This is a genomic window from Thiocystis violacea (genome assembly GCF_016583575.1).
Taxonomy (GTDB): domain Bacteria; phylum Pseudomonadota; class Gammaproteobacteria; order Chromatiales; family Chromatiaceae; genus Thiocystis; species Thiocystis violacea.
Genome location: NZ_NRRG01000041.1, coordinates 21158 through 47978, shown reverse-complemented (window position 1 = coordinate 47978; position 26821 = coordinate 21158). Strand labels below are relative to the sequence as shown.

Annotated in this window: 15 protein-coding genes, 2 pseudogenes and 1 CRISPR repeat array; of the genes and pseudogenes, 10 read left to right on the top strand and 7 right to left on the bottom strand. The window is 61.5% G+C overall.

Features of this window, described 5'->3' with window-relative positions:
* Positions 1–110, top strand: a pseudogene (locus tag CKO27_RS17410) (IS110-like element ISSm3 family transposase); the annotation flags it as partial.
* Between the two features lie 51 nt (positions 111–161).
* Here the strand turns inward: CKO27_RS17410 and CKO27_RS17400 are convergent.
* Both CKO27_RS17400 and CKO27_RS17395 read right to left on the bottom strand, forming a co-directional pair.
* Positions 162–2447: pseudogene (locus CKO27_RS17400) on the bottom strand (ribonucleoside triphosphate reductase); the annotation flags it as partial.
* A gap of 229 nt (positions 2448–2676) precedes the next feature.
* On the bottom strand, positions 2677–3879 hold the full coding sequence (locus CKO27_RS17395) for an LbtU family siderophore porin (protein WP_200376185.1): 1203 nt from the start codon (positions 3877–3879) through the stop codon (positions 2677–2679).
* Positions 3880–4410: 531 nt separating this feature from the next.
* Here CKO27_RS17395 and CKO27_RS17390 point away from each other — a divergent pair.
* A complete protein-coding gene (locus tag CKO27_RS17390) occupies positions 4411–5124 on the top strand; it encodes a P-loop NTPase family protein (protein WP_200376184.1) in 714 nt (237 codons plus the stop codon).
* A gap of 85 nt (positions 5125–5209) precedes the next feature.
* Here CKO27_RS17390 and CKO27_RS17385 read toward each other — a convergent pair whose 3' ends face one another.
* From CKO27_RS17385 to CKO27_RS17375, 3 genes are all read right to left on the bottom strand, one after another.
* Positions 5210–5539: a Rieske (2Fe-2S) protein gene (locus CKO27_RS17385; protein WP_200376183.1), complete on the bottom strand. Its 330-nt coding sequence runs from the start codon at positions 5537–5539 to the stop codon at positions 5210–5212.
* Positions 5539–6660, bottom strand: coding sequence for an anthranilate phosphoribosyltransferase (locus CKO27_RS17380; protein WP_200376182.1), 1122 nt, complete (start codon positions 6658–6660; stop codon positions 5539–5541). Before CKO27_RS17380 ends, CKO27_RS17385 begins: the two co-directional genes overlap by 1 nt.
* Before the next feature lie 164 nt (positions 6661–6824).
* Complete coding sequence (locus CKO27_RS17375; protein WP_200376180.1) at positions 6825–7715, bottom strand: carbon-nitrogen hydrolase; 891 nt, start codon at positions 7713–7715, stop codon at positions 6825–6827.
* Between the two features lie 166 nt (positions 7716–7881).
* Here CKO27_RS17375 and CKO27_RS17370 point away from each other — a divergent pair, with 166 nt between their 5' ends.
* On the top strand, positions 7882–8649 hold the full coding sequence (locus CKO27_RS17370; protein ID WP_200376179.1) for a metal-dependent hydrolase: 768 nt from the start codon (positions 7882–7884) through the stop codon (positions 8647–8649).
* A 200-nt stretch (positions 8650–8849) separates the two neighbouring features.
* The gene (locus tag CKO27_RS17365) at positions 8850–9296 is read left to right on the top strand and encodes a BLUF domain-containing protein (protein WP_200376178.1); all 447 of its coding nucleotides are present in this window, start codon (positions 8850–8852) and stop codon (positions 9294–9296) included.
* A gap of 24 nt (positions 9297–9320) precedes the next feature.
* On the opposite strand, the gene CKO27_RS17360 is transcribed toward CKO27_RS17365, so the two are convergent.
* Positions 9321–11267 carry an aryl-sulfate sulfotransferase gene (locus CKO27_RS17360; protein ID WP_200376177.1) on the bottom strand — a complete coding sequence of 649 codons (1947 nt, stop codon included), beginning with the start codon at positions 11265–11267 and terminating at the stop codon, positions 9321–9323.
* 201 nt (positions 11268–11468) lie between these two features.
* On the opposite strand from CKO27_RS17360, the gene cas1f reads away from it, so the two are divergent.
* The 6 genes from cas1f to cas6f all read left to right on the top strand — a co-directional run bounded on the left by cas1f (position 11469) and on the right by cas6f (position 20276).
* Entirely contained in the window at positions 11469–12446 is a 978-nt protein-coding gene (gene cas1f, locus CKO27_RS17355; protein ID WP_200376176.1) for a type I-F CRISPR-associated endonuclease Cas1f, read from the top strand.
* A complete protein-coding gene (gene cas3f / locus CKO27_RS17350) occupies positions 12443–15820 on the top strand; it encodes a type I-F CRISPR-associated helicase Cas3f (RefSeq protein ID WP_200376175.1) in 3378 nt (1125 codons plus the stop codon). Before cas1f ends, cas3f begins: the two co-directional genes overlap by 4 nt.
* Positions 15821–16250: 430 nt before the next feature.
* Positions 16251–17561, top strand: a complete 1311-nt coding sequence (gene csy1, locus CKO27_RS17345) for a type I-F CRISPR-associated protein Csy1 (RefSeq protein WP_200376174.1) — start codon at positions 16251–16253, stop codon at positions 17559–17561.
* Entirely contained in the window at positions 17554–18654 is a 1101-nt protein-coding gene (gene csy2, locus CKO27_RS17340) for a type I-F CRISPR-associated protein Csy2 (RefSeq protein ID WP_200376173.1), read from the top strand. Before csy1 ends, csy2 begins: the two co-directional genes overlap by 8 nt.
* Before the next feature lie 2 nt (positions 18655–18656).
* Entirely contained in the window at positions 18657–19703 is a 1047-nt protein-coding gene (gene csy3, locus CKO27_RS17335) for a type I-F CRISPR-associated protein Csy3 (protein WP_200376172.1), read from the top strand.
* 3 nt (positions 19704–19706) lie between these two features.
* A complete protein-coding gene (cas6f, locus tag CKO27_RS17330; RefSeq protein ID WP_200376171.1) occupies positions 19707–20276 on the top strand; it encodes a type I-F CRISPR-associated endoribonuclease Cas6/Csy4 in 570 nt (189 codons plus the stop codon).
* Between the two features lie 128 nt (positions 20277–20404).
* Positions 20405–25546: direct repeats of the CRISPR family, unit length 28 nt; unit sequence GTTCACTGCCGAGTAGGCAGCTCAGAAA.
* 40 nt (positions 25547–25586) lie between these two features.
* Here cas6f and CKO27_RS17325 read toward each other — a convergent pair.
* Positions 25587–26534 (bottom strand): AEC family transporter, encoded by a 948-nt coding sequence (locus CKO27_RS17325; protein WP_200376170.1) that lies wholly within the window; start codon positions 26532–26534, stop codon positions 25587–25589.
* Between the last annotated feature and the right edge of the window lie 287 nt (positions 26535–26821).

The following is a 26821-nucleotide window of genomic DNA, read 5'->3' as shown; positions in this document are numbered from 1 at the left end:
AGGTCGCCAAGGTGGCCCTCGTGGCGTGCATGCGCAAGCTCCTCACCATCGTCAACGCCATGCTGCGCGATCAGGCGCACTGGGATCCTGCTCATGGGAAAACCGCTTGACCTGAAACACAGTTGCTCTCCCTTCGAGGGAGAGGGGCTTTTTTTCTAGGCGGCGGCGCGTTGCTCGCGATGCTGCACGGCGCCTTTCGGCTGCTCGTTGAAGTAGCAGCGCTCGGCGTGCTCGGCGCGCTTGCCGGTGTTGAAGGCGGAGACCGGGCGGTGGTAGCCCATGACCCGGGTCCAGACTTCGCAAGGGGTCCGTTCTTCGTCGTTGAGCTGGATGGTTGCCTGGGTCATGGTGCGCTTCTCCTTCGTCATATCGCTTGGACAAATCATGGTGTCGGGTTATCCCTGGGCTTCGAGCGCCGGGGCGTCTTGGTTGGCCTGCTTGCGTGCGATCAGCTCTTTGTCGCAGATCGGGCAATAGGGATGCTCGCCGGCGATATAGCCGTGCTTGGGACAGATGGAGAACACCGGCGTGATGGTGATGTAGGGCAGGCGGAAATTCTCCAGCGCGCGGCGCACCAGTCGCTTGCAGGCGTCGGTGGATGAGATCTGCTCGCTCATGTAGAGATGCAGCACGGTCCCGCCGGTGTATTTGCTTTGCAGGGCCTCCTGCATGGCGAGCGCCTCGAAGGGGTCGTCGGTGAAACCCACCGGCAGTTGCGAGCTGTTGGTGTAGTAGGGCGTCTCTTGCGTGCCGGCCTGGAGGATGCCGGGGAAACGTTTCTGATCCTCGCGGGCGAAGCGATAGGTCGTCCCCTCGGCCGGCGTGGCCTCCAGGTTGTACATGCTCCCGGTGCTCTCCTGGAACTCCACCATGCGCGCGCGGACGTGATCCAGCATTCGGCAGGCCAGCTCGTGACCCTTGGGGGTGGTGATGTCCTCGGCGTCGCTGGTGAAGTTGCGGATCATCTCGTTGACGCCATTGATGCCGATGGTCGAGAAGTGATTCCGCAGGGTGCCCAGATAGCGCTTGGTGTAGGGGAAAAGCCCGGCGTCCATGTGCCGCTTGATGACCTTGCGCTTGATCTCCAGGCTGTTGCGGGCGATCTCCAGCAACTCGTCGAGTCGGCCCAGCAGACCGGCCTCGTTGCCGCGATGGGTGAAGCCGAGTCGCGCGCAGTTGATGGTGACCACGCCCAGCGAGCCGGTCTGCTCCGCCGAGCCGAAGAGCCCATTGCCGCGCTTGAGCAGCTCACGCAGGTCGAGCTGAAGCCGGCAGCACATGGAGCGCACCATGTTGGGCGTCAGCTCGGAGTTGATGAAATTCTGGAAGTAGGGCAGGCCGTACTTGGCGGTCATCTCGAACAGGAGTTCGGCGTTCTCGCTCTCCCAGGGGAAGTCCGGGGTGATGTTGTAGGTCGGGATCGGGAAGGTGAAGATCCGGCCCTTGGCGTCGCCCTCGGTCATCACCTCGATATAGGCGCGGTTGATCAGGTCCATCTCGGCCTGGAGATCGCCATAGGTGAAGGGCTGCTCCTTGCCCGCGATCACCGGAACCTGGTCGCGCAGATCATCGGGGCAGACCCAGTCGAAGGTCAGATTAGTAAAGGGTGTTTGGCACCCCCATCGTGACGGCACGTTCAAGTTATAGATAAGCTCTTGAATCGCCTGCTTGACGTGCGGATAGTCGAGTCCGTCGACGCGCACGAAGGCTGCCATGTAGGTATCGAAACTGGAGAACGCCTGCGCCCCGGCCCACTCGTTCTGCAGGGTGCCGAGGAAGTTGACGATCTGACCGATCGCCGAGGACATGTGCTTGGGCGCGCTCGCCTCGACCTTGCCCGGAACCCCGTTCAGCCCCTCGTTCAGCAGGGTGCGCAGCGACCAGCCGGCGCAGTAGCCGGCGAGCATGTCCAGATCGTGGATGTGAATGTCGCCCTCGCGATGCGCCTCGCCGATCTCGGGCGGATAGACATGATTCAGCCAGTAGTTGGCGATCATCTTGCCCGAGGTGTTCAGAATCAGCCCGCCGAGCGAATAGCCCTGATTGGCGTTGGCGGCGACGCGCCAGTCGGAGCGGTCCAGATATTCGTTGATGGAGCCGCCGACATCCACCAGGGTGCGGCTGTCGGTGCGCAGCTTCTTGTGCTGTTCGCGATAGACGATGTAGGCGCGCGCGGTCTCGAAGTGGTTGGCGCTGATCAGCGTCTGCTCCACCACATCCTGGATGTCCTCGATGTCCGGCAGGCGTCCGCCATCGAACCGATGGGCCAGCACCTTGACCACCTGGGCGGTCAGCAGACCGGCTTCCAGGGGGCCGTACTCGCCGCTTGCCTGGCCGGCGCGCAGGATCGCGGACTCGATCTTGGAGGCGTCGAAACGGACCTCGAGCCCGTCGCGCTTGAGGACGCGAGTCGGCAGGGTCGTGAAATTGGAGTGGGTGCTTCCCATTCGGGGCTCTCTGACGTTGGCACTATATCTTGTGGTGCGAAGTGTAGCGTCAACTAGATGCTGTGTTTGCCAAGTCGGAGATTCATTGACCGGGATCAATTCAGGGCGAATTGGCCCTTGCTGTTTTGGTTTTCGGCGGGGTGTCGAAGCGAGCGGGGAGGTCGGGCGAGTGACGCCCCGGCCGCCGCCATCCGTTGGCGGCGGCGAGGGGGCTGGCGAGGCGCGAGGATCAGAACTCGACCGCCAGTTGGGCGGTCAGGGTATCGCCGGATTGGCCCGTGCCGCCGTCCTTGGCGCCGTAATCCCTGTCACGCGCCCACTCCAGCGAGAGCGAGGTGCGCTCGAGGATCTCAACCGACCAGCCGACCAGCCAGCGTTCCTTGGGGAGTTCGAGGGCCAGCGCTTCGTCGGTGCCCTGATAGGCGAGCGCGGCGACCGATTCGCGGCCCATGATCTCGAAGCTGTAGCCGGCCTCCAGATTCCAGGCGGAGGGCTTGGCGCCCCGATCCCCGAAGCCGAGGCTGATGGGATCGAAGTCGTCGGTCGCGGACAGGTACTCGCCGATGATGTTGAAGGGGCCGAAGGTCGCCGCCGCGTTGAGGGTCCAGCCGGCGGTGCGATCCGTCGGGTCGACGCTGAAAGCGCTGGTGTCGAGGCCGGCCTCGATGGATTCGTCGAGGAAGGCGACGCGGTTTTCGTTGACGAGATCCCCGAGGCCGTCCGAGTCGCCGAGGTCATTGATGTAGCCGATACCCAAGGCCCAGGCGCGACCCTCCTGCTCGTGCGCGAAGCCGAGGTTGGCGCCCCAGCCGTCGATCTGGTTCTGGCCCTTGACCTGGTTGTCGCCGTTGAAGAGGTAGGCGCTACCCGTGAAACCGGCCTGCGCGAAGCCGACTTGCAGGGCCGTCTCGCGCGTTTCGCCGATCTCGAGTGTGAGAGGATCGGAGACCAGATTGGTCCCGTAGTCGCCGAAGGGCAGGTAGATCTGACCGGCGGTCAGAAAGACCGGCGAGACATCCGCGTTGGCGAGCTTGATGTAAGCGACGTCCACTTCCAGGTCGGTTACGTTCTGCTCATAGAGGAGCGTGATCCCGGCCTCGACCCAATCATTGACCTGCGCGGTGAGGCCTAACTCGACCGTCGCGAGGGTGATGTCGCTCTCGCTGTCGCCCTCGTAAGGGGAGACATAGGCGGCTTCGACCTCGATCAGGCCCGCGATCTGGATGTTTCGATACCAGGCCCCGTCACCCTCGGTCAAGGTGCGCTTTTCGTCGAGATCCTCATCCAGTTTCTGGAGCCGTTTGGGCGCGCCTTCCGTCATCGCCGGCTGTCCGGCGACGGTCGTTCCCCGCTCCTCGACGCCCGCGGCCTGGACCGCCGATTGACTGACGAGCGCGAGCGCGATGGCGGCGGGTAGAAGTTGAATGTTCACGGTCTCTTTGGCTCCTGACGTGACGAGTGATGCGGCCTTGGGTGGCGGCCGACACCTGTGGTGGATGTTGTAAATAAGTCGCGCATCGGCCGGGTGACGTCCCTCGGATGCGGATGGGTCGGATGGTCGGCCGAGCGAGTCAGGGTCGTTCCGATCCGGGCGCGATGGTTGGACGATGGCTTGAGAGGCGCTGATTTCGCGCCGCTGGGCTGACCGCTTGGTCAATAATCGATCGCTTTTTGATCAAATAGGAATTGTTATTATTTATATCCAGATCGGGGTTGTCTGTAAAGTGTCGTCTGTCTCGCCATGGCGACATCCGGCCTATGATTATCGCCTGACATCCATTGCCGTCAACGATGCGCGGATGCCCTGCTCGGCGCCGCGATGCCGGCAAGCATGCCCCATCGATTTCTGTCGCCAATGGCTAAATCCCGCGCGACTCCAATGACCGGCCTGCCGTAAGGGGCTACCATGCGCCCCTCCGGGATTCTGGCCCGACCTGTTTCCATTTAACCCAAGGCGGATAGCATGAGCGAGATTCACTTCATCGGCGGAGAGAAAGGCGGGGTCGGCAAATCGGTCCTGGCGCGGCTGCTGGCTCAGTACCATATCGACAAGGGGCTGGCCTTCACGGCCTTCGACACGGATCGCTCCCATGGCGCGCTCCTGCGCTTCTATGCCGACTTCAGTCGCCCCATCGTGCTTGATGACATCGAGAGCGCGGACCAGCTCATGGAGGCTGCCCTGGAGACCGAGCGAAACGTCCTGGTCGACCTGGCGGCCCAGACCTCGGCGCTTCTGCATCGCTGGATCGATCAGAACGACCTCATGACCCTCGCGCGCGAGGAGCAAACCCGGATCGTTTTCTGGCATGTACTCGACGACGGCGCCGACGGGATCGCGCTGCTCGACGCCCTGCTGGAGCGTTACGGTCGGGCGGCCACCTATGTCGTGGTGAGGAACCATGGACGCGGCAAGGATTTTTCCGCCTACACGGCCTCTCCGGTCCATGCCAGGGCGCAGGATCTCGGGGCGGCCGTGATCGATCTTCCGGAACTGCACGCCGCCGCCATGCGCAAGATCGACCATGGCAACGCCAGCCTCTGGGCGGCCGCGCATAACAAGGATTCCGGGCTGGGTCTCATGGAGCGCCAGCGCGTCAAGGTCTGGATCAATCGGGCCTATCAGCAGATCGAGCTGGCTCTCGGGGCGGTCGAGGGACGCTCGGGCTTTGAGGGATAGAGGGCGGGTTTTCCGCCATCCTTATGGTCAATGTCTCTCGTCGCCCATTCCGACCGGCGGGCGCCGGTCGGAGCCGTTTCGGTCGTTAGTTCGATGGCTGCGTCGGATCGATCCAGACGCGACCGTCGGCGACCTTGACGGCGTAGGTGCGGATCGGCGTGTCGGCGGGTTCGTCCATGGGCGCGCCGGTTTCCAGGCTGAAGCGGCTGCCGTGCAGGGAGCACTTGATGCGATCCCCATCGAGACAGCCGTAGGACAGGGGATAGTCCTCGTGGCTGCAATTGTCCTCGACCGCGTGGAAGCGGTCGTCGACACGGGCGAGGATGAAGGATCGCCCCTCGATCGTGACCTTGATGAATTTCCCATCCTGAATGGCGTCGCGGTCGGCGACGGCGACGAAGGGCGCCTCGGGCATCAGCGAACCCTCCGCGCGGCCTGGCCGGAATCCAGCGCGTCGCGGATGCGGTCGGCGGCTACCTCCAGCGATTTCTCCCGGCCCAGGTGCCAGAGGATGAGCGCGCCCGTGCACACCAGGCTGTCGTAGGTCGGACCCTTGACCCCTGCGAGCGCCTCCAGGCCTGCCTCGGCGGCGGCCCTGGCGGTGGCTGGGACATCCACGGCCACCGCGATCTCGTCGCCTGGCCGGGTGGTCTGCGGCAGGTCGTCCGGCAGCGGCACGGAGCGAACTGGTTGCTCGATGCCAAGCTGGATCGGGTCGATCTCGAAGGATTGCTCCTCGGAGTGATGCTGATAGCTGAAGCAGGTGCCCTTCTGGCGCAGCGAGGGAATGACGCCGCCCTCCGCGCCCCGAATCAATAGGGCTGAATCAAATCCGGCATGGCGCGCGAGCAGGGCGTAGATGCGCGGATAGGGCTTGTGGACATAGCCGGTCACCAGATGGGTGTGCTTGCGTCCATGAATGGGCCGGGCCAGCACCTCGGCGGTGGTGATGACCTGACGCTTGACGACGGCGCGGCGCAGATCCACCAGGTTGTGCAGGGGGGCGCAGAAGGCCCGCTGATCGATATAGCTCCAGCCTAGGCCGGGGTCGGAGAGCCGTTCGGCGGCCTCGACCGGGGACAGATCGACCGGGACTCCGGCGGCCTCCAGAATGAGGCGATGGGTGACGCCGAACTTGGGTCCGACGGCATGCGCGCCATGACTGATGCTGGCGACGCCGCATTCGGCGAGCACCGGCATCAGGAAGGGCGCGGCCGGCAGGCAGCGGTTGTAGCCGTCGTAGGGATCGGCGATATCCACCACGTCGTCGACGTCCGCGACCACATGGCCGGTAGCCTCGCGGATGGCGTCCAGGATGCCCTTCATTTCGTCGTCGCTCTCGCGCTTCATGCGCAGCGCGATCAGGAAGATACCGGCCTGGACCGGATCGACCTGATTGTCCAGGATGGCCTGCATCCCGATACGCGCCTCTTCAAGGGAGATGTCCTTGGAGAGTTCCGGGCCAGTGGCGATGCGCTGGATGATGGAACGCATCTGGAGTTGGACGTCATCGAGCGCGGATAAGCTGTTGGTCATGCGGAGTCCTCCGGGTCTATGGGATTTGGAAGCGCGGTCTACCGCGTTCAATAGGGGCGGGAACAGACGATACCGAAACCCCATGCATCTTTTATAAACAATCGATTAGCCTTTACTGACAACTGACAACTGACAACTGACAACTGACAACTGACAACTGACAACTAATCGCGGTAGCGTCGAGCCAGATCGGCATAGGCGTCGATGCGTCGGTCGCGCAGGAAGGGCCAGACGCGCCGGACCTGCTCGGTGCGCGCCAGATCGACCTCGGCGACCAGGAGCTTGGGCGCCTGGTCGTCGGCCTGGGCGATGATCTCGCCCTGGGGGCCGCAGACGAACGAATGGCCCCAGAAGCGGGCGCCGGGCGTGACCTCGCTCGGATCCGGTTCGTAACCCACCCGATTGCAGGCCGCCAGGTTCAGTCCGTTGGCGATCGCGTGCCCGCGCTGGATGGTCATCCAGGCCTGGAGCTGGCGTTGCTGCTCCTCGGGCGCGTCGTTCGGATCCCAGCCGATCGCCGTGGGGTAGAGCAGGATCTGAGCACCCGCGAGCGCCATCGCCCGCGCGGCCTCCGGAAACCATTGGTCCCAGCACACCAGAACCCCGAGACGCCCCACGGCGGTGTCGACCGGATTGAATCCCAGATCGCCAGGGGTGAAATAGTATTTTTCATAGTAGCCAGGGTCGTCCGGGATGTGCATCTTGCGATAGATGCCGGCGAGCGAGCCGTCCGCGTCCACTACCACGGCCGTGTTGTGGTAGAGACCGGGGGCGCGCCGCTCGAACAGCGAACCCACGATGACCAGCTCCAGCTCGCGCGCGAGGGCGCTGAGACGCTCGGTCGTCGGGCCGGGGATGGACTCGGCCAGGTCGAACAGGTCGGGATCCTCGGTCTGGCAGAAGTAGGGGCCGTTGTGCAGTTCCTGCAAGAGCACCAGTCCGCAGCCCCGGATCGAGGCCGCGCGGATGGCGGCCTCGCAATCATCCAGATTGGCCGCCGTGCCACCCTGGTCGGACTGCTGCACGAGCGCGAGAGTCAAGGACGAGCGGGGCATGGCGTCGAGTCTCCGGGTGTCGATTGGCGTTCATTATCCGCGTATTCGCGCTTCCGTGGGCAAGCGTCTCGGCCTGGCCGGGACGCACGGCGGTCGGCTCCGACCCTCATGGATTGGGTTACACTCTCGCCTTGTTCGCGTTTTACGATCGATCCAGCCGTTCAGCATGGCCAATTTCCAGACGCACCTCAATGTCGGCATCCTGGTCAGCGCCGCGACCACGCTCTCCCTGAACATGGCTGGCTGGATCCAGGAGACCGAAGCCCTGTCGCTGTTCTCGCTCGGTGTGATTGGCAGCCTGCTTCCGGATATCGATTCGGATACCTCCAAGCCGGTCAACGCCCTCTTCAGCGTGCTGGGCGCCAGTCTGGCCTTCGCCATGACGCTACCCTTGACGAACCGGTTCCTGCCCCTGGAGTTGGCGGCGATCTGGGTCGGGGTCTTTCTCTGCGTGCGTTATGGGTTCCTCAAGGTTTTTTCCCGCTTCACGGTTCATCGGGGCATCTGGCATTCCTGGCTTGCCATCGCCGCCACGGCCCTGGCGGCGACGAATCTCGCCTACTGGGTCTGGGAACGGCCGCCGGAATTGGCCTGGATCGCCGGGCTGGTGGTCGGCATCGGCTACCTGACGCATCTCTGTCTGGATGAGTTCTCGAGCGTCGATCTCTTCAACGCCAGGGTGAAACGTTCCTTCGGCACCGCGCTCAAGCCCTTCTGTCTGGCTTCGCCCTGGAGCAGTCTCGCCATGGCCCTGGTCCTGCTGGCCCTGCTCTGGGTGGCTCCGCCGGCCGATGGCGTGCTGGAGCGGATCGACGTCGATCCGCTCCTGGTCCTGGACGATCTCGGGGAGCGTGTTCAGGACGGCGCCCACTGGGTTCTGGGTCGGTTGAATGACTGGTGGGTCTGGCTTGAGCGGCGCCTGGACCTTGTTTGATCTACGATCGGTGGACGCCGGACGGGGCGGTTGGAGGCGGTATCGACGCGATTTCCCGACCCTCGATATCGGACGCCGTGGCTGGGGTTTCCCGGCCAGGCATCCGTCATGGTCGCACCCGCTCTGGCGTGAATTCTTGGCGATGGTGTTAAAATCGTGATCTTTCGACAATACCCACACCTTTAACTCTCATTGATGCCATGACTCTCATTCATCTCATTTACGTCAGCAGCGCGCGCGAGGACTTAAGCGAGGCGGAACTTGACAAGATCCTCGCATCCTCCGTTCGCCATAACAAACCTCAGAGCGTGACCGGCATGCTGCTCTATTCGAACGGTAGCTTCATGCAGGTGCTCGAAGGCGACGCCGTCGCCGTGGATGAGGTCTTCTCGCGCATCAGGGACGATCCGCGTCACACCGCTGTTTTCGTGATTGAGCGAGCACCGATCAGCGAGCGCAATTTCGACCGCTGGAGCATGGGCTTCAAACGCCTGGACGCTCGGGACGCCGCGGCCTACCGCGACTACGCCCCGTTCTTCGAACATGGCTTCGATGCGGCCCATGTCGGTGCCCGCCCGAGTGTCGCCCTTGAGATGCTGATCAACTTCGCCCGCGACCAGGATCGCGGCGTGGCCGTGCTCGCATGATTGGCGCCGAATAAGGCGTCATTCTTACCGCGGGAACCTTCGATCCGGTCCGCGAGGGGTTTCGGGATCGACCGCGATCGGTCGGCAGGAATGGTCGGGGCTCCTTGGGCACCCATCGGATCTTCCATGGTCCATCCGGGTGGGTGTGCCCCAGGATGGGGGCGGCGTGTAGAGGTCGCTCAGCCTATAGGAGCGATACTGAAAAATATCGAGATCGTTCTGATAGAGCGTGGCTCTGCTCGGATCCACCTCCTGCATCGTCGTCCGTGGTTCCGCGAAGGTTCCGAGCATGCCGGAGTTGAACCAGTAGTTGCCGTTGCCGAGCGGCTGGGCCGAGCCGACCGCGAAGGCGTATTCACCGAGATCCTTGTTGAAGACGAGCTCGGCCGTCATCGCGCCTTCATCGATTTCCCACACCTGCCCCCGGCTCTGGCAGTCGGCTGGCGGCGTCGCGGAGGCGCAGCGCTGGTTGCTGTTGTCGTAGACGAGGATCCGGTTGTCGCTGATGAAACTGGGATCGTGGGTGTGCGAAAACCAGTCATCCTCGTGGCCACCCACGAGCCTGAAGTCGCCCTCCCGGCCGAGCCGCCAGAGGATGCGGCCGTCGCCGGCACCGTTCGCGTAGTTGATCTTGATGATCCAGTCCTGGTGCCGGACCGACAGGATCAGGTGGCCGTCCGGTGTGTAGGCGAGCGCGTTCGCGTGCATCCAGTCGTTGGTTTCGTCCGCCAGGAAGAAGGGCTGGCAGCCGGCCACGCCGGCCATGCAGACCTCGCCGAGCGTCGCGAGACGGGTCGGATCCAGATGGTCCCAGCCGTTCCAGATCCACTTGATCTCAAAATCCTGGTTCGTGACGAGGATCATGTCGCCGATGACCGAGACCTCGCCGGCGCCCTGAACGTCGGTGACCAGCCGCTCGACCGTCGAGATGAAGGCGATGTCGCCGTTGGGTAGGTCGCGGACGTCGTGGTGGATATCGTTGATCCTGTCGCCGTGACCGAGTTGGGCGACCTGGTGGTTCAAGGATTGGACGCTCGTCTGTTTCACGACCTGGCCGAGCAGATCGACCTTGACCAGGAGATTGTCCTGGATGCCCGTGAAGGGGTCGGGCCTCAGGGACCAGAAGGTGCCGTCGTGGCTGGGGCGCACGGCCCATGTCACCTCGTCCAGATACCAGATCAGGTGGCCATCGAGGTCCGTCGCGTGGATGTAGGGGCTGAGTCCGAGGTCTTGGTTCCCGATGAGCGGCGAGTTCCAGATCACCGGTTCGGCCACGCTGGCCCAGGGGGCTTGGGGGAGCGTCAGCCGGTTTGGTGAGATCCCGATCGGCGCCTGCCCCGTCGTGAACCTGATGAATGGCCCAGGGTCGAGCATTAGGCCATTCGGTCCCAGTGTCTCGTGCCGCATCCGGTAGGTCGTGTTCTCGCGCATGCCGGCGACGTAGAAGTGTAAGGGCGTGCCGGGCTCGCAGCGCTTGGGGCTCGTCGTCTGTTCGATGCCGACGGACGGCGCGAAAAAGCGCACCCGCATCAGCACTGGCTCGGGGCATGGCGGCACCACGTAGAGCGCGACCAGCGGGTTGCCTGTCGGTTGCACGACCGGCGAGGTCACCGATGGCGGGACGGCGGGCATGATCGTGAAGACTTGGCTCGCGACGCTCTCCCGGCCCGTCTCCGTGTCAAGCACGGTGCCGATCACGCGGTAGGTTCCGGGATCGATGATGGTCCATTCGAGGACGTTATCCTGGGAATAATCGTAGACGACGCCGATCCGCCCGGGATCCCACGCCGGACCGACACTCAGTCGGTAGAGCGCGCTTGATTCGCCCTCCCCGTCGATCGTGAAGGTGATGGTCGTCCCGGCCGACTGTGGCGAGGGCAGGTTCGAGACGAGCGTCGCGGCACTCGTCAGCGGCGTACCGAACACCAGACCGAGTCCGGCGAGCATCGGGAAAAGGATCAAGGCGCGCATTGGCGTTTTCTCTCCTGTGCATGATGGCCCGACCGGGCTCCGGCCGAGCAGGACACCTATTGATAGCGGCCCATCGGCCGCGGTCGTGGCGTTTCCCCACCGCCGCCACCTCTCCTGTCAGGTGCCGACTCTACGGCGATTGGGCGCCTCGGAGTGTGTAATAGTGAGCGTCTGAACTAACCGCGAAGACCATCACCCGACATGGAAGACCTGGCTCCCTCGGATCTCAAAACCATCCTTCACTCCAAACGCGCCAATCTCTACTACCTGGAGCACTGCCGAGTCCTGGTCAATGGCGGACGCGTCGAGTATGTCACCGATGAGGGGAAGCGTTCGCTTTACTGGAACATCCCCATAGCCAATACCACCTGCCTGCTGCTCGGAACCGGCACCTCGATCACCCAGGCGGCCATGCGTGAACTGGGCAAGGCTGGCGTTCTGGTGGGCTTCAGCGGCGGCGGGGGGACGCCCTTGTTCAGCGCTACCGAGCGCGACACCGATATCCTCTGGTTCTCGCCTCAAAGCGAGTATCGCCCCACCGAATACCTTCAGGCTTGGGTGCGATTCTGGTTCGACGACGCACGCCGTCTCGCAGCGGCGAAGACGATCCAGCGCCTGCGACTCGGTTTCATCCGCGACCATTGGCTGAGAGGGCGCGTCCTGAGCGAGCGCGGCTTTGCCATCGATCACAATCGCCTGGAAACCATGCTGCAACGTGCTCTTGAAGGCGTGAATGCGGCGGTCGATGTCACCGCCCTCCTGACCGAGGAGGCGCGACTGACCAAACAGCTCTTCAAATTGGCCGTTCAGGCGGTCGGTTACGGCGACTTCGTGCGCGCCAAGCGGGGAACCGGGAGCGATCCCGCCAACCGCTTCCTCGATCACGGGAATTACCTGGCCTATGGCCTGGCGGCGACGGCTACCTGGGTGCTCGGTCTGCCGCACGGATTAGCGGTCCTTCACGGTAAGACCCGACGCGGCGGTCTGGTGTTCGATACGGCCGACCTGGTCAAGGACGCAGTCATCCTGCCGCAAGCCTTCCTCTCGGCGATGCAGGGAGACGATGAGCAGACCTTTCGTCAATCCTGCATCGAGTCGCTGACGCGCGCCGAGGCCCTGGATTTCATGATCGACTCGCTCAAGGCCATTGCCCAGGATCTCGGGGGCGCGACGGCATGAACGTGCTGCTGATCTCGCAATGCACCAAGAACGCGCTGACCGAAACCCGCCGGATCCTCGATCAGTTCGCCGAACGGCGCGGCGACCGGACTTGGCAGACGCCCATCACCCAGCAGGGTTTGGAGACCCTGCATCGTCTGTTGCGCAAGACCGCCCGTAAGAACACGGCGGTCGCCTGCCACTGGATTCGTGGCAAGGATCACAGCGAGCTGATGTGGATCGTCGGCGATGCGCGGCGCTTCAATGCTCAGGGAGCCACGCCGACCAATAGTACCGAGCGGAATGTGTTGCGCAGCGAGGATGAGAACGACTGGCACCCTGCAGAGGATATCCGGCTCATCGCTACTCTGGCCGCGCTGTTCCACGACTTGGGCAAGGCCAATGACTTCTTTCAGAACAAGCTCGCCAAGCAGCAGGCAATCGCTGACCCTTTCCGGCATGAATGGGTCTCCCTGCGACTGTTCGAAGCCTTTGTCGGTGACGGCTGCGCGAGTGACCGGGATTGGCTGGAGCGTCTCGTCATGCTTGATGGCGCAGCCGCCGACAAGGTGATTGCCGCACTGCGGAGGGATGGGCTGGACAAAGCCTATAGCCCGTTTCGCACGCTGAAATGTCCTCTCTCGCGAGCCATCGGCTGGCTGATCGTCAGCCATCATCGTCTTCCGAGCTTATGGGATGCTTGCGATCTACGCGAAGAGATCCTTGCCAAGATCCCGGAGCCGATCACTCATGGCTGGTGCGGCAGCCGAGCCGAGGCAGAGCAAAAGGCCAAACTCGCCTGCTGGAAAATCCCCAAAACCCTCCCGCTCAACAGCCAGCATTGGCGTGAGCATGCGGGAAAGGTCGCGTCGGCGATCCTCAAACGACCGACCCTCAGCGGAGACGAGGCTCCCGACGTTCTTCACAGCCCCTATGTCCTCCATCTCGCTCGCCTCGTCCTGATGCTGGCGGATCATTACTACTCAGCCCAGCCCAGCCACACCCGTTACGGCGACAAGCCGCGTGGCGGCAAGGTGCTCTACGCCAATTCGCGTCGAGATGACAAGGGCGAGGCGAGCCTCAATCAGCGACTTGATGAGCATCTGATCGGTGTTGGCGTGAACGCCAGTCGCTTGCTGCGCACGCTGCCGCGATTGGATCAAAGCCTCCCGCGTATCGCTCGCCACAAAGGGTTCCGCGCGCGCAGCAGCGGCGCCTATCGCTGGCAGAACACCGCGTTCGATCTGGCGGAGAGTCTCCGTGATCGCAGCGCACAGCAAGGGTTCTTCGGAATCAATCTGGCCTCGACCGGCTGCGGCAAGACCATCGCCAACGGACGGATTCTCTACGGTCTGTCCAATCCACAGCGCGGTGCCCGCTTCACCATCGCCCTCGGCTTGCGCACCCTGACCTTGCAAACGGGCGATGCCTACCGGGAACGGCTGAGTTTGGGGCCGGAAGATATGGCGGTTCTCGTGGGCGGGGCGGCTATCCCTGCGCTGCATGAACATCACCATGAGCCGGTTTCTCCAGCGTCGGTCGCGGGAAGCGAATCCGTTGCCGATCTGCTCCCCGACCACAGCCATGTGCGCTACGAGGGCGGCCTCGAAGATGGCCCCCTCAAGCGTTGGCTCTATCCCGATCACCAATCCGGCAAGGCAGGCGGGCGAGGCCGCGAGGCCGGTGCCCTGCTCGACTCCCCGGTCCTCGTGTGCACCGTGGATCACCTGATGCCAGCCACCGAAAGCACTCGGGGCGGCCACCAGATCCTGCCCATGCTGCGTCTGATGACCTCGGATCTGGTGCTGGACGAGCCAGACGACTTCGACTTGGCCGATCTGCCGGCCCTGACCCGTTTGGTACATTGGGCGGGATTGCTTGGAAGCCGGGTGCTGCTCTCCTCGGCCACGCTTCCACCCGCCCTGGTTCAAGGGCTCTTCCTGGCCTATTGTGCAGGACGCCGTGAATTCCAACGCCATCGGGGAGATCTGGGGGAGCGTCTCGCCGTATGCTGCGCTTGGTTCGATGAATTCGACGCAACACCAGCGGAACATGGCAACGAAGCAGGCGGCGAGGCATTCCTCGCCACGCACGCCACCTTCGTGGATCGCCGCATCGCTCGACTCGCCAGGGAAGAGGCGCCCCGGCGTCGCGCAGCGATCATTCCGGTTGCCATCGCCAGACCAGTGCACAACGACAAGGCCCGCCAGCAAGCGGAACTCTGCACCGCGCTTGCGGACCTGTTGCTTGAGCAGGCGTTGATCTTGCACCGACGGCATCATGACCATGATCCCACGACCGGCAAGCGGGTCAGCTTCGGCCTTATCCGCATGGCCAATATTGATCCTCTGTTCGACGTGGCGCGGGCCTTGTTCGCGCGGAACGCTCCAGCGGGTCATCGGATCCATCTGTGTGTCTACCACGCCCGCCATCCCTTGCTGGTGCGCTCCGCCCTCGAACGGGAGCTGGATGCCGCCCTGAAGCGCCACAAGAAACAGGCCGTCTTCCATCAAGAAAGCATTCGTCGTCATTTGGATGCGGGCGACGCGGCGGATCATGTCTTCATCGTCCTGGCTACAGCGGTTGCCGAGGTCGGTCGCGACCATGATTACGACTGGGCCGTCGTCGAACCCTCGTCCATGCGCTCCATCATCCAGCTTGCCGGTCGGGTCAAGCGTCACCGCAAGGAAGCCTGCGCGGCCGATCAGCCGAACATCCTGCTGCTGGACACCAACCTCAAGCACCTCAAGACCGGCATTGAGCAGCCGGCCTTCACCAAGCCCGGTTTCGAGAGCGGGGATTTTCGGCTCAGGTCACACCGACTGACGGACCTCCTCACGCCCGAGCAGTGGCAGGTAATCGATGCCCGCGCCCGTATTCGTCCGCGCCCTGATCTCGATCCAGCCGGCAACTTGGTGGATTTGGAGCATGCTGCGCTGACCGACCTGCTTCTGGGCGCGCAACAGGGTCAGCAACAGGTCAAATGGCCGGCAAAACGCTGGTGGGAAACCCCCGCGCACCTGACCGGCATCCCGCAGCGATGCACCCCGTTTCGGCACGACAAAGAAGGTCGCCAGACGTTCGTCCTCCTGCCGGACGAGGATTCGCTTACCGTCGGTTTCCATTGGCTACCGGATGGGCCATACGGCACCGCTTCCGACCAAGCCAATCGACTGATGCACCTAGCCGACGAAGATGTGCTCACGGGACAAGGAATTGTGCCTTGGGCTGTGCCCGACTATCTCCCCGCGTTGATCGATCTGGCCGAGGATTTCGACCTGGATCCGGTGGACTGCGCCCGGAAATTCGGCACCATCGATCTACCTGGAAAACCGGACGATGGGCAACTCTGGCGCTATCACCCTGCTTTGGGGTTCAGTCGTTGGTTTGGATGAGAACGCTGAAGCCCAGGGGGCTTCAGCGTTTGGCTGCCTATACGGCAGTGAATGTTCACAGACAACGCTTGCTATTTCTGAGCTGCCTCTTTCGGCAGTCGCTTAAGTATCGCATCACTTTGCCTCACCGAATATTTTGGATCGATCGAAATAAATAACAGATAACACATGCTAGGGTTTACTTTAGATCTGAAACTGTCTATCTTCTGCATCGGATTAGGAGCGCAAGGCATCGGTGATGACGGCACCGACGCCTTGCGAAATGACAACTCTCGTTGGCAGCGAGAACTCAGTCGCGGAGCCTGTTGCGACACTGGAGGTCAAGCGGTGTTTGGCAAGCGCCCTATCAGAAGAGTCTTGGCGGCCCCGGAGATTGAACTCCGGGGCCTATTGTATCTCCCCCAACGCTTGACTTAGCAAGGAGATGACAGTGGCCTCACCTGACATTGCCACACAGCAAGCAGTTTTAATCCGAACGGAAATCCTTCGATTTCTGGCGGAACGCCTCCAGCCCAAACTGGACAAGCTCAAGGATGACGACGACGAAACCCGCCGGAAGCTCATTGACGAGCACCAGCCCGCGGCTTGGATCGCCAGCGCCGCCCGCCGAGTCGGATGGATCCAGCAGGTTTCACACGCACTCAAATTCACCCATCCGTCAGCGGATGGCTCCAACCTCTCCAGCTCGGGCAACCCGGATGCGGATGCGCTTGAACTGGGAACGCACAGCCTGCGGGATGAATGGACCCCTGACGTGGTTGGCAACGCCGCCGCGCTCGATGTCTACAAATTCCTGTGCTTGACCATTGATGGCCGCTCGCTGCTCGAACGCGCCATGGCCAGGGATCTGGCGCTGGCAAAGGCGTTTTCGGACGATGAGGACGAGGCCGCCGAGTGGATGGCGGCGTTTGCCGCCTTACCCGAGCCGAAAGGAGGATTGTCCTCCCACAAGCTCGCGAAACAGCTCTACTGGCCCATGGATGATGGCGCTTATCACCTGCTCGCCCCTTTGTTTTCTTCCTCCCTGGCCCATGCTGTCTACCAGCGTATCAGCGATGACCGCTTCTCCGACGACGCCAAGGCTGCCCAAAAAGCGTGGAATGCACGTGAGTGGCATTCGTCCACCTACCGCACCTATCCCAATCTCGCCATCCAGAGCTTCGGCGGTTCCAAGCCTCAAAACATCAGTCAGCTCAATAGCGAGCGGCGAGGACAGAATTATCTGTTGGCTTCTGTCCCGCCCACCTGGAAATCCGCAGCCATTCGCTTGCCCTTGAAAACGGATAGTGTGTTCGTGGTCAAGGGTTATTTCGGCTATCGGCACCGGGTCAGTCAGTTGGTCGAGGCGTTGCGGGATTTTCTGAAGCGTGCCGCCGATGCCAATAACGTTCGCATCCGCAATACACGCCATCAACTGGTCGCCGATCTCTGCGATCAGGTGCTCCAGATGGCGGCCGAACTGCGGGAGGCCGAACCCGGCTGGACGGCAACGGAGGCGTGCCAACTGAATCTGGCCGAACAATGCTGGCTCGATCCCGAACGCAGCCTGATGGACGAGACGTTCGCCGTGCATTACCGACAGGACGATTGGAAACAAGAGGTTTGCCAGCGTTTCGCCAACTGGCTGAATGCCAGCTTGCAGACCGACAAGACCTTTTTCGGCGCTGATGAAGCCGCCGAATGGAAAGGAATGTTAGAGCAGGAGCTGAAAATGTTGCGGGAGGATCTGGACGATGAATGAGCCGATTCGCCAACCTGCCGGCCTGCTCTTGCTGCCCCGGCTGCGGGTTCAGAATGCCAACGCCATTTCCGGTCCGCTGACCTGGGGTTTTCCGTCGCCAACCGCCTTTCTTGGATTTGCTCATGCCCTGGAGCGCCGGCTGTCGGCCCAACACGGTCAGAGCTTCGATGGTGTGGGCATCATCTGCCACGACTTCGAGCCGTTGATCTTCAGTCCCAACCGGCGTCATCACAAAATCTTCACCCAAAGCCGGAATCCGATCTATCTCAAGCGTGACGTGGTCAAGTTCATCGCCGACGGAACGCCTGCGGCCATTGTCGAGGAAGGCCGCGCGCACCTGGAGGTAAGTCTGGTCATCGCGCTGCGCAACATTTTCATCGAGGACCAGGAAGGGCAGGATTTCGCTGAGGATGCCTATCGCGCCGCGCTTGGTATGCGGTTGGCGGGTGGCAGTCTGCTTCCCGGCGCGCGGAATCGACGGACTCAACCTGTCTGGCTGTCCTGGCCCGATACGGCAGAGAGCCAACGCAAGTCATTTACCCGCATCCGCCGTCAGCTCCTGCCTGGATTCGCCCTGGTGCATCGCCCCGATCTTCTGCGCGACCGGCTCACCAAACTGCGGGAAGAAACTGATCCCTCGGCCAGCGTGCTCGATGCCTTGCTCGACCTGACGCGCCTGAATCACGTTCCCGTGGAAACCGAAGCTGGCGAGGCATCCGTGAGCGATGGAGATGTGAAAACCGCTCCCCAAGCGACCGATTCGACCAAGCCGGACCAGGAGAGCCACAGGAAAGTCCAGTGGCAGATCGAGCGGCGTCCAGGCTGGCTGGTCCCCCTGCCGATCGGCTATGCCGGCATCTCCCCGCTGTACGCGCCGGGGACGGTCGCTGGCGCCCGTGATGAGACGACCCCGTTCCGCTTCGTGGAAAGCCTCTACTCGCTCGGCCAATGGATCGGTCCCCATCGCCTTACCAGCCTGGAACAATTGCTCTGGCACAGCAGCGCGGATTCCGAGGCCGGACTTTACCGCTGCATCAACCGCTATTCCGACACCCTTGCCAAAATCGACGTTGACGCCCTTCAAGGAGCATGAGCATGGCCAAGAACAACGAACTCACCACCGCTTCCGTCCTCGCCTTCGAGCGTAAGCTGGATCCATCTGATGCGCTCTTCAGCGGCGGGCACTGGGAGGATCTCGGCAATGGAGATCAGTGGCCCACTATTGGTATTCGCACGAAGTCTGTGCGCGGTACTAGCTCAAGTCGCCCTAAATCAAAGAGTAAAGATCCAGCCAAACTCGATGCGCCTATCGATCAGCCAAACTTGCAGACCGTCGATGTTGCGACCTTATCCAACAACGCCGACACCCTGCGCATCCGTTTCACCCTGCGGGTGTTGGGCGGTGCCGGAGTGCCCTCCGCATGCAACAACGCCGCCTATTTGGCAAAATTGCAGACGACGGTGCAGGGATATGTCAGCAAAAACGGTTTTGGCGAGCTGGCACGACGCTATGCCTACAACCTCGCCAATGGCCGTTTTCTCTGGCGTAACCGTGTTGGAGCTGAAGAGATCAAGGTCGAAGTCCGCCACTTAAAAGACGGAAAACCACAACAGACTTGGCGTTTCGATGCTCTGACGTTCAGCCTGCGCAATACTGAAGCGCCTGACGCACCGAAAAATGACCTCGCTCAATTGGCGAGCATCATCGAAATGGGTCTTTCTGGTCACGCCTATACGCTGCTGGAAGTGATCGCCTTCGCCCGTGTTGGCGACGGTCAGGAAGTCTATCCCTCGCAAGAACTGATCCTCGACAAAGGCGACAAAAAGGGGCAGAAAAGCAAGACCCTCTATACGGTGGGCGGGGTGGCCGCCATGCACAGCCAGAAGATCGGCAACGCCTTGCGCACCATCGACATCTGGTATCCCGACGCGGGCGATGGTCTCGGTCCCATCGCGGTCGAGCCCTACGGATCCGTGACCTCGCAAGGCAAGGCGTATCGCCAACCCAAGCAGAAGGCCGATTTCTACACCCTGCTCGATCGCTGGGTATTGAAAGACGAGGCGCCAGCCATCGAACAGCAGCATTTCGTCATGGCCAACCTGATCCGAGGTGGTGTCTTCGGGGATTCCGAGAAGGATTGATCCATGGACCACTATCTCGATATCCGTCTCCTGCCAGATCCGGAATTCACGCCGACGGTGCTCATGGACGCGCTCTTCGCCAAACTCCATCGTGCCCTCGTCGACCTAGCGAGTACGCAGATCGGAGTCAGCTTTCCTGGGAGACGGAAGGATCCCAAATGCCGCGATCTCGGGGATCTCATGCGAATTCATGGATTCGTCGGCGATCTGCGGAACCTGATGGAGTTATCGTGGCTGACCGGCATGCGCGATCACATCGACTTGTACGGACCGGCGCCGATACCGGACCGGATCGGTTACTGCACGGTTCGTCGGATGCAGGCCAAAAGCAGTCCCGAGCGGCTGCGTCGCCGTCTAGCCATACGTAAGGGCATCAGCGAGGAAGAAGCGCGACGATCCATTCCGGACAACAAAGCGAAACGGCTGGACTTGCCCTATCTCGCTATCAAGAGTCGGAGCACGGGACAAACCTTCCGGCTCTTCATCGATCAGCAACCATCGGCCCTTCAGAGTGAGGATGGCGTATTTAACCACTATGGATTCAGCCGCACGGCGACCCTGCCCTGGTTCTGACCCTTTTTTTCGAGGTCATCAATCGGCTTTTAAAATCAGTGTGTTAGGGTTTTGCGGAAAAAAGGGTGAGGTAACCATGAAAAGCGGATAAATTTATAAAAACAGAGGCTTGGGGTCTCTGTTTCCTAGTTCACTGCCGAGTAGGCAGCTCAGAAAACATCGCCGGGATTGCTCCACAGGTGCATCGCGTTCACTGCCGAGTAGGCAGCTCAGAAACTTTCCGTCGAAGAGTGGGCACAAATCACGGGGTTCACTGCCGAGTAGGCAGCTCAGAAATTCAGCAAACCAGCATCGACGGCCAGGTGCGCGTTCACTGCCGAGTAGGCAGCTCAGAAAAACACAGGTGATACATGACCAACGAAGACATCGTTCACTGCCGAGTAGGCAGCTCAGAAAGATAACGAGGGCGATCCAGAATGCTTCGATGGGTTCACTGCCGAGTAGGCAGCTCAGAAATACACCGTGCGCTTCCTAATTCGGCGTCTGCCGTTCACTGCCGAGTAGGCAGCTCAGAAACGAAACGCTCTCGCCGTGGCAATGCGCTCCTTGTTCACTGCCGAGTAGGCAGCTCAGAAAGACAAGGCTCTGAACGTTGGAAGGTACATCCGGTTCACTGCCGAGTAGGCAGCTCAGAAAAGAAAGGGTCTGGAAATTACGGCGGATTCCGAAGTTCACTGCCGAGTAGGCAGCTCAGAAAAGGATAGGGATGGACAGGCATGGCCGGAGAGGGTTCACTGCCGAGTAGGCAGCTCAGAAAAACGAACACAGATGGAGACTGTGGGACTCCGCGTTCACTGCCGAGTAGGCAGCTCAGAAAATGCACCAGCGCCGCGCCCACCAGGGCCAGAGGTTCACTGCCGAGTAGGCAGCTCAGAAAATGTTGGCGATGAAGTCTCGCGGGGTCATTGCAGTTCACTGCCGAGTAGGCAGCTCAGAAAAAGTCGGGGGATTCGATGACAAAGAATTTCAAGTTCACTGCCGAGTAGGCAGCTCAGAAATTGGGCAGCCACAGAACGATGTGATAGTGCAGGTTCACTGCCGAGTAGGCAGCTCAGAAAGTCAAGGGCGACCGGTACGCACCAATATTCCGGTTCACTGCCGAGTAGGCAGCTCAGAAATTCGAAGGTCCGGAGATCGAAACGCGTACCTTGTTCACTGCCGAGTAGGCAGCTCAGAAAATTGATCGGCTAGGGGAGGGGGCTATGGCCATGTTCACTGCCGAGTAGGCAGCTCAGAAATTACAACGCCGAGCGCGCGGGTCGGCTGGAGCGTTCACTGCCGAGTAGGCAGCTCAGAAAACCAGCTCCGGCGCATCGCTTGGGACCGACGAGTTCACTGCCGAGTAGGCAGCTCAGAAACCATTTGGGGTCGGGGCGCGAGCCGTGGTCGAGTTCACTGCCGAGTAGGCAGCTCAGAAATTGTAGGTTGGCGCTTCATCCCATGGCGGATCGTTCACTGCCGAGTAGGCAGCTCAGAAAACTCGGTACCTATTGGACAATCGGCCTCACCCGTTCACTGCCGAGTAGGCAGCTCAGAAAGCCGACCCGAAAGCGTAATTGTAGGTCTTGTCGTTCACTGCCGAGTAGGCAGCTCAGAAATCCCCGACATCGGACGGGGCTTCGGGGAGCAGGTTCACTGCCGAGTAGGCAGCTCAGAAATTGATGGACAGGTTCGAGGCGTCGCCCGTCTGGTTCACTGCCGAGTAGGCAGCTCAGAAAACTCCGCCGGCTGGTGGGCTTCCTTGCGGCTCGTTCACTGCCGAGTAGGCAGCTCAGAAATTCGCCGGCCAATCGCCCGCGGACGGCTTCACGTTCACTGCCGAGTAGGCAGCTCAGAAACACCGCAACAACCTGACCAGCGTGAACGCCGGGTTCACTGCCGAGTAGGCAGCTCAGAAAAAACGATATTCGCGGGCGTGATGGATGCCCTGGTTCACTGCCGAGTAGGCAGCTCAGAAAGTCGGTGCCGGTCGTGCCGTCGGTGCCGGTCGGTTCACTGCCGAGTAGGCAGCTCAGAAACTAACACAGGATGGATATAGGATGCTTTACATAGTTCACTGCCGAGTAGGCAGCTCAGAAAGAAGTCATGCGGGTGGTCTGGGTGATTGTCGGGTTCACTGCCGAGTAGGCAGCTCAGAAAAGGAACACAATAAATGTGATTGGCCAGAGTACGTTCACTGCCGAGTAGGCAGCTCAGAAAATACCGTGCCGTAGACAACGGCTCCGGCCTGGGTTCACTGCCGAGTAGGCAGCTCAGAAATTGATGTCGTGCAGGCAGTGCTCGACCTCGTCGTTCACTGCCGAGTAGGCAGCTCAGAAATGTTTATCCGGTTTCGGCAGGGTCAGACCCACGTTCACTGCCGAGTAGGCAGCTCAGAAAATACCGTGCCGTAGACAACGGCTCCGGCCTGGGTTCACTGCCGAGTAGGCAGCTCAGAAATTGATGTCGTGCAGGCAGTGCTCGACCTCGTCGTTCACTGCCGAGTAGGCAGCTCAGAAAAGGCTTGGGTGGCTCGTCGGTTAGGAGGGTCCGTTCACTGCCGAGTAGGCAGCTCAGAAAATGACGGCGGAGCAAACCACGACGTTCGACGTGTTCACTGCCGAGTAGGCAGCTCAGAAATTGATGAAAGTCGCTTTGGGCCATCGATTGACGTTCACTGCCGAGTAGGCAGCTCAGAAATTGATTGTGGCGTCAGGTAACGCCGAAGCCGTGTTCACTGCCGAGTAGGCAGCTCAGAAATTTGTAGCGTGCGGAGCGACAAAGGACGAGCGGTTCACTGCCGAGTAGGCAGCTCAGAAAGTTGAAATAAGGGGATCTCAACGCCCTGAAATGTTCACTGCCGAGTAGGCAGCTCAGAAATCGCGCGCTCTTAATCCAGCGTGATACGAGTCGTTCACTGCCGAGTAGGCAGCTCAGAAAACTATTGCCCGCGTGCGCCGCTCTTTCTGGATGTTCACTGCCGAGTAGGCAGCTCAGAAAAACAAGCCCGTGCTCATGCTCGCGCCGCTGGCGTTCACTGCCGAGTAGGCAGCTCAGAAAACATGTGCCGAAAGACTCGGACGGCTCCTAGGGGGTTCACTGCCGAGTAGGCAGCTCAGAAATTGATGTCATGGTGCTTGGAGCAGGCAGGGGAGTTCACTGCCGAGTAGGCAGCTCAGAAATGGCGTCCTGGATGAGTCGCTCGGGGCTCGTGGTTCACTGCCGAGTAGGCAGCTCAGAAAAGTCCAGCTCGACCTCGCGCGAGCCCACTCCTGTTCACTGCCGAGTAGGCAGCTCAGAAAACTCCGCCGACGGGTGGGCGTCCATGCTTGGAGTTCACTGCCGAGTAGGCAGCTCAGAAATGACCCACCCGATCGCCCGCGACCGCATCGTCGTTCACTGCCGAGTAGGCAGCTCAGAAATAATCGAGCGAGTGTTAGGCTAGCCTACATGAGTTCACTGCCGAGTAGGCAGCTCAGAAATCCGCCAGCGCCACGTACTGCGCCCTCCCCTCGTTCACTGCCGAGTAGGCAGCTCAGAAAATGACAACCCGGCGCTCGGGCGTCATGCGGAGGTTCACTGCCGAGTAGGCAGCTCAGAAAAACCGGACGCGCAACAAACACGACGCCCGGGAGTTCACTGCCGAGTAGGCAGCTCAGAAAAAGTGGCGACAGTTGTGGCCCCATGCCGCCGGGTTCACTGCCGAGTAGGCAGCTCAGAAATGCGAGCGCTGGCCGACAGCCCCGTGATCGCCGTTCACTGCCGAGTAGGCAGCTCAGAAAGAGCACCGCGCGCGCGGCGATCACGCCGGCATGTTCACTGCCGAGTAGGCAGCTCAGAAAAACCGCCGCGCCTGACCCTGTACCGCGCCGGCGTTCACTGCCGAGTAGGCAGCTCAGAAAGACAGGGCCGGGGATCCGGAGACCACGGCATGGTTCACTGCCGAGTAGGCAGCTCAGAAATTGTCGTCCTTCTGGGATGAATCGCCCGGTCGGTTCACTGCCGAGTAGGCAGCTCAGAAAGAGCGGTGACCGCCGTTGCCGCGCTGCCGGTCGTTCACTGCCGAGTAGGCAGCTCAGAAAAGAACAAGGTGACGGGGCCATAGGCGACGCCCGTTCACTGCCGAGTAGGCAGCTCAGAAATGATGGCCCAGTTGTACAAGGGCCAGCCAGACGTTCACTGCCGAGTAGGCAGCTTAGAAAGGTCAGAAGCGACAGATCGGGCCGCACGTCCCGTTCACTGCCGAGTAGGCAGCTCAGAAACAGGGTCTTCAGCGCTACGTGACACCGGAGCGGTTCACTGCCGAGTAGGCAGCTCAGAAATTTGACTGGCACAAATTTTCTTTGTGGACTCCGTTCACTGCCGAGTAGGCAGCTCAGAAAGCGCCCGAGCACCCCGCTCACTGCGTTCACTCGTTCACTCGTTCACTGCCGAGTAGGCAGCTCAGAAATCCCCTAGCCAATCAATGGCAGCCGACGAATGGTTCACTGCCGAGTAGGCAGCTCAGAAACACACTCAAAGCCAATCTACCGAGGGCATCAAGTTCACTGCCGAGTAGGCAGCTCAGAAAAAAGCCAATCCACCGAGGGCATCAATCCCGAAGTTCACTGCCGAGTAGGCAGCTCAGAAATTGGGCATCGACAAGGAGCCGGGACCGCCCTTGTTCACTGCCGAGTAGGCAGCTCAGAAAATGCAACCGCGCGCCCTTGGGCATCGATAAGGGTTCACTGCCGAGTAGGCAGCTCAGAAAGCTGTCCCCGTCGGTGCTGGTGTGTAGCAAGAGTTCACTGCCGAGTAGGCAGCTCAGAAATGACAGCGATGTTCATTGCTCGCAAGGTTTCCGGTTCACTGCCGAGTAGGCAGCTCAGAAATACCCCAGAGGATTACGGCTTGCCGCCGTCGTGTTCACTGCCGAGTAGGCAGCTCAGAAATGCAAAACGATCTCGGTGGGAGACCCGATGGCGTTCACTGCCGAGTAGGCAGCTCAGAAAACCATGAGAAGCGCGGCCCGGATGCCTCTCGGGTTCACTGCCGAGTAGGCAGCTCAGAAAGCCCGCGCCAACTGCGCGGACATCGCCCGCTGGTTCACTGCCGAGTAGGCAGCTCAGAAAGCCGAGGTCCAGCCGCCAGGTATCGCGCCAGGGTTCACTGCCGAGTAGGCAGCTCAGAAAAGCCAGGACGTGTGGCCCCACCGCCCGGTCACGTTCACTGCCGAGTAGGCAGCTCAGAAAAGCCAGGACGTGTGGCCCCACCGCCCGGTCACGTTCACTGCCGAGTAGGCAGCTCAGAAAACGGGGCAGGAACCGACGGACGATGGTTCCTGCCCCGGTACTAATTCGGCGGCCCGATCCCGAAGGCCCAGAGACCCAGGTTGAGGGTGACGAAGGAGAGCAGGGTCGTGATCAGCAGGGCGGAGGCACAGAGTTCACCCTGTCCGTAGCGTTGGGCGAGCAGTGGGAAGATCGTGACCATGGGCAGCCCGGAGAGGATTAGTGCGGCCTGGGTCAGCTTGGGGTCGAAGGCCGGAACCAGGGACAGCATCAGGAGTACCGCCGCGGGATGGATCAGGAGCTTGCCGCCGGCGATGGCCAGGGCCGCCTTGAGCCCATGGTGGAGCCGCTGACCGGCCAGGGCTCCGCCGATCGCGAACAGGGCCACCGCCGCCGCGGAGCCGGCCAGCATGTCCACCGTGCGCCCGAGCATGTCGGGCAGTCGCCAGCCGAGCCAGGCGAACAGAAGCCCGGCGGTGATGGCCTGGAGGATCGGATTCCTGGCCACCAGCCGCGCGACCCGGCCCAGGGTGCGGGCCAGCCCATGACGACCCCGGCTCTCATGCAGTTCCGCCAGAATCAGGGTCAGCGGCATGATGATCAGAACTTCGGTCAGGATCGCCATGGCGACCGCGATCAGCGCCTCGGCTCCCAGGATCTGGGAGACCAGGGCATAGCCGATATAGCCGCTGTTGGACATGGAGACGCCCATGCCGAAAAAGGCATTGTCCAGCGGATGCGAGCGCCGCGCGACGGCGGCGACGCTCAGCCCGATCGCGAAGGCGATCAAGGAGCCCGCCACATAGGCGAGCAGAAAAGGCGGGACGATGATCTGATCCAGCGGGCGTTGGGCCAGCGCATTGAAGAGCAGCGCCGGCAGGGCGAAGGACAGCACATAGCGGCCCATGGCGAGCGTGCCCTCGCGCGCGATCCAGTCCGCGCGCGTCGCGGCGAATCCGAGCGCGATCAGGATGAAGATGGGCGAGGTGATGGAAACGATGGCGGGCACGTCGGAGGCGTCCTTGGGGGCGGAGTCATGAAGTCAGGGCTCGGGGCTCGCCGAGGTTCTGGATCGCGACGGGGAAGCGTTGGCGAATCATCGCGTGAGCGGGAAAAAGCCTGGGGCTTGCCGCTATCGCTGGCTTGACCTGGAGGCGACTCGGACGCCCTCCCCAAGACCTTCGGCATGGGCTTCGCCCGCCTCTCTCGGGAGCGCCCTCGGCCCAACCCTATCTGTCCGCAAATAAACGAAATTGATATATCCAATCATTTTTTAGTTGACACCTCTCGTTCATC

Bases quoted from the DNA above. Each gene is read 5' to 3' on its own strand.
- CKO27_RS17390 (WP_200376184.1), top strand. From the start codon at position 4,411: ATGAGCGAGATTCACTTCATCGGCGGAGAGAAAGGCGGGGTCGGCAAA.
- CKO27_RS17385 (WP_200376183.1), bottom strand. From the start codon at position 5,539: ATGCCCGAGGCGCCCTTCGTCGCCGTCGCCGACCGCGACGCCATTCAG.
- CKO27_RS17380 (WP_200376182.1), bottom strand. From the start codon at position 6,660: ATGACCAACAGCTTATCCGCGCTCGATGACGTCCAACTCCAGATGCGT.
- CKO27_RS17375 (WP_200376180.1), bottom strand. From the start codon at position 7,715: ATGCCCCGCTCGTCCTTGACTCTCGCGCTCGTGCAGCAGTCCGACCAG.
- CKO27_RS17370 (WP_200376179.1), top strand. From the start codon at position 7,882: ATGGCCAATTTCCAGACGCACCTCAATGTCGGCATCCTGGTCAGCGCC.
- CKO27_RS17365 (WP_200376178.1), top strand. From the start codon at position 8,850: ATGACTCTCATTCATCTCATTTACGTCAGCAGCGCGCGCGAGGACTTA.
- CKO27_RS17360 (WP_200376177.1), bottom strand. From the start codon at position 11,267: ATGCGCGCCTTGATCCTTTTCCCGATGCTCGCCGGACTCGGTCTGGTG.
- cas1f (WP_200376176.1), top strand. From the start codon at position 11,469: ATGGAAGACCTGGCTCCCTCGGATCTCAAAACCATCCTTCACTCCAAA.
- cas3f (WP_200376175.1), top strand. From the start codon at position 12,443: ATGAACGTGCTGCTGATCTCGCAATGCACCAAGAACGCGCTGACCGAA.
- csy2 (WP_200376173.1), top strand. From the start codon at position 17,554: ATGAATGAGCCGATTCGCCAACCTGCCGGCCTGCTCTTGCTGCCCCGG.
- csy3 (WP_200376172.1), top strand. From the start codon at position 18,657: ATGGCCAAGAACAACGAACTCACCACCGCTTCCGTCCTCGCCTTCGAG.
- cas6f (WP_200376171.1), top strand. From the start codon at position 19,707: ATGGACCACTATCTCGATATCCGTCTCCTGCCAGATCCGGAATTCACG.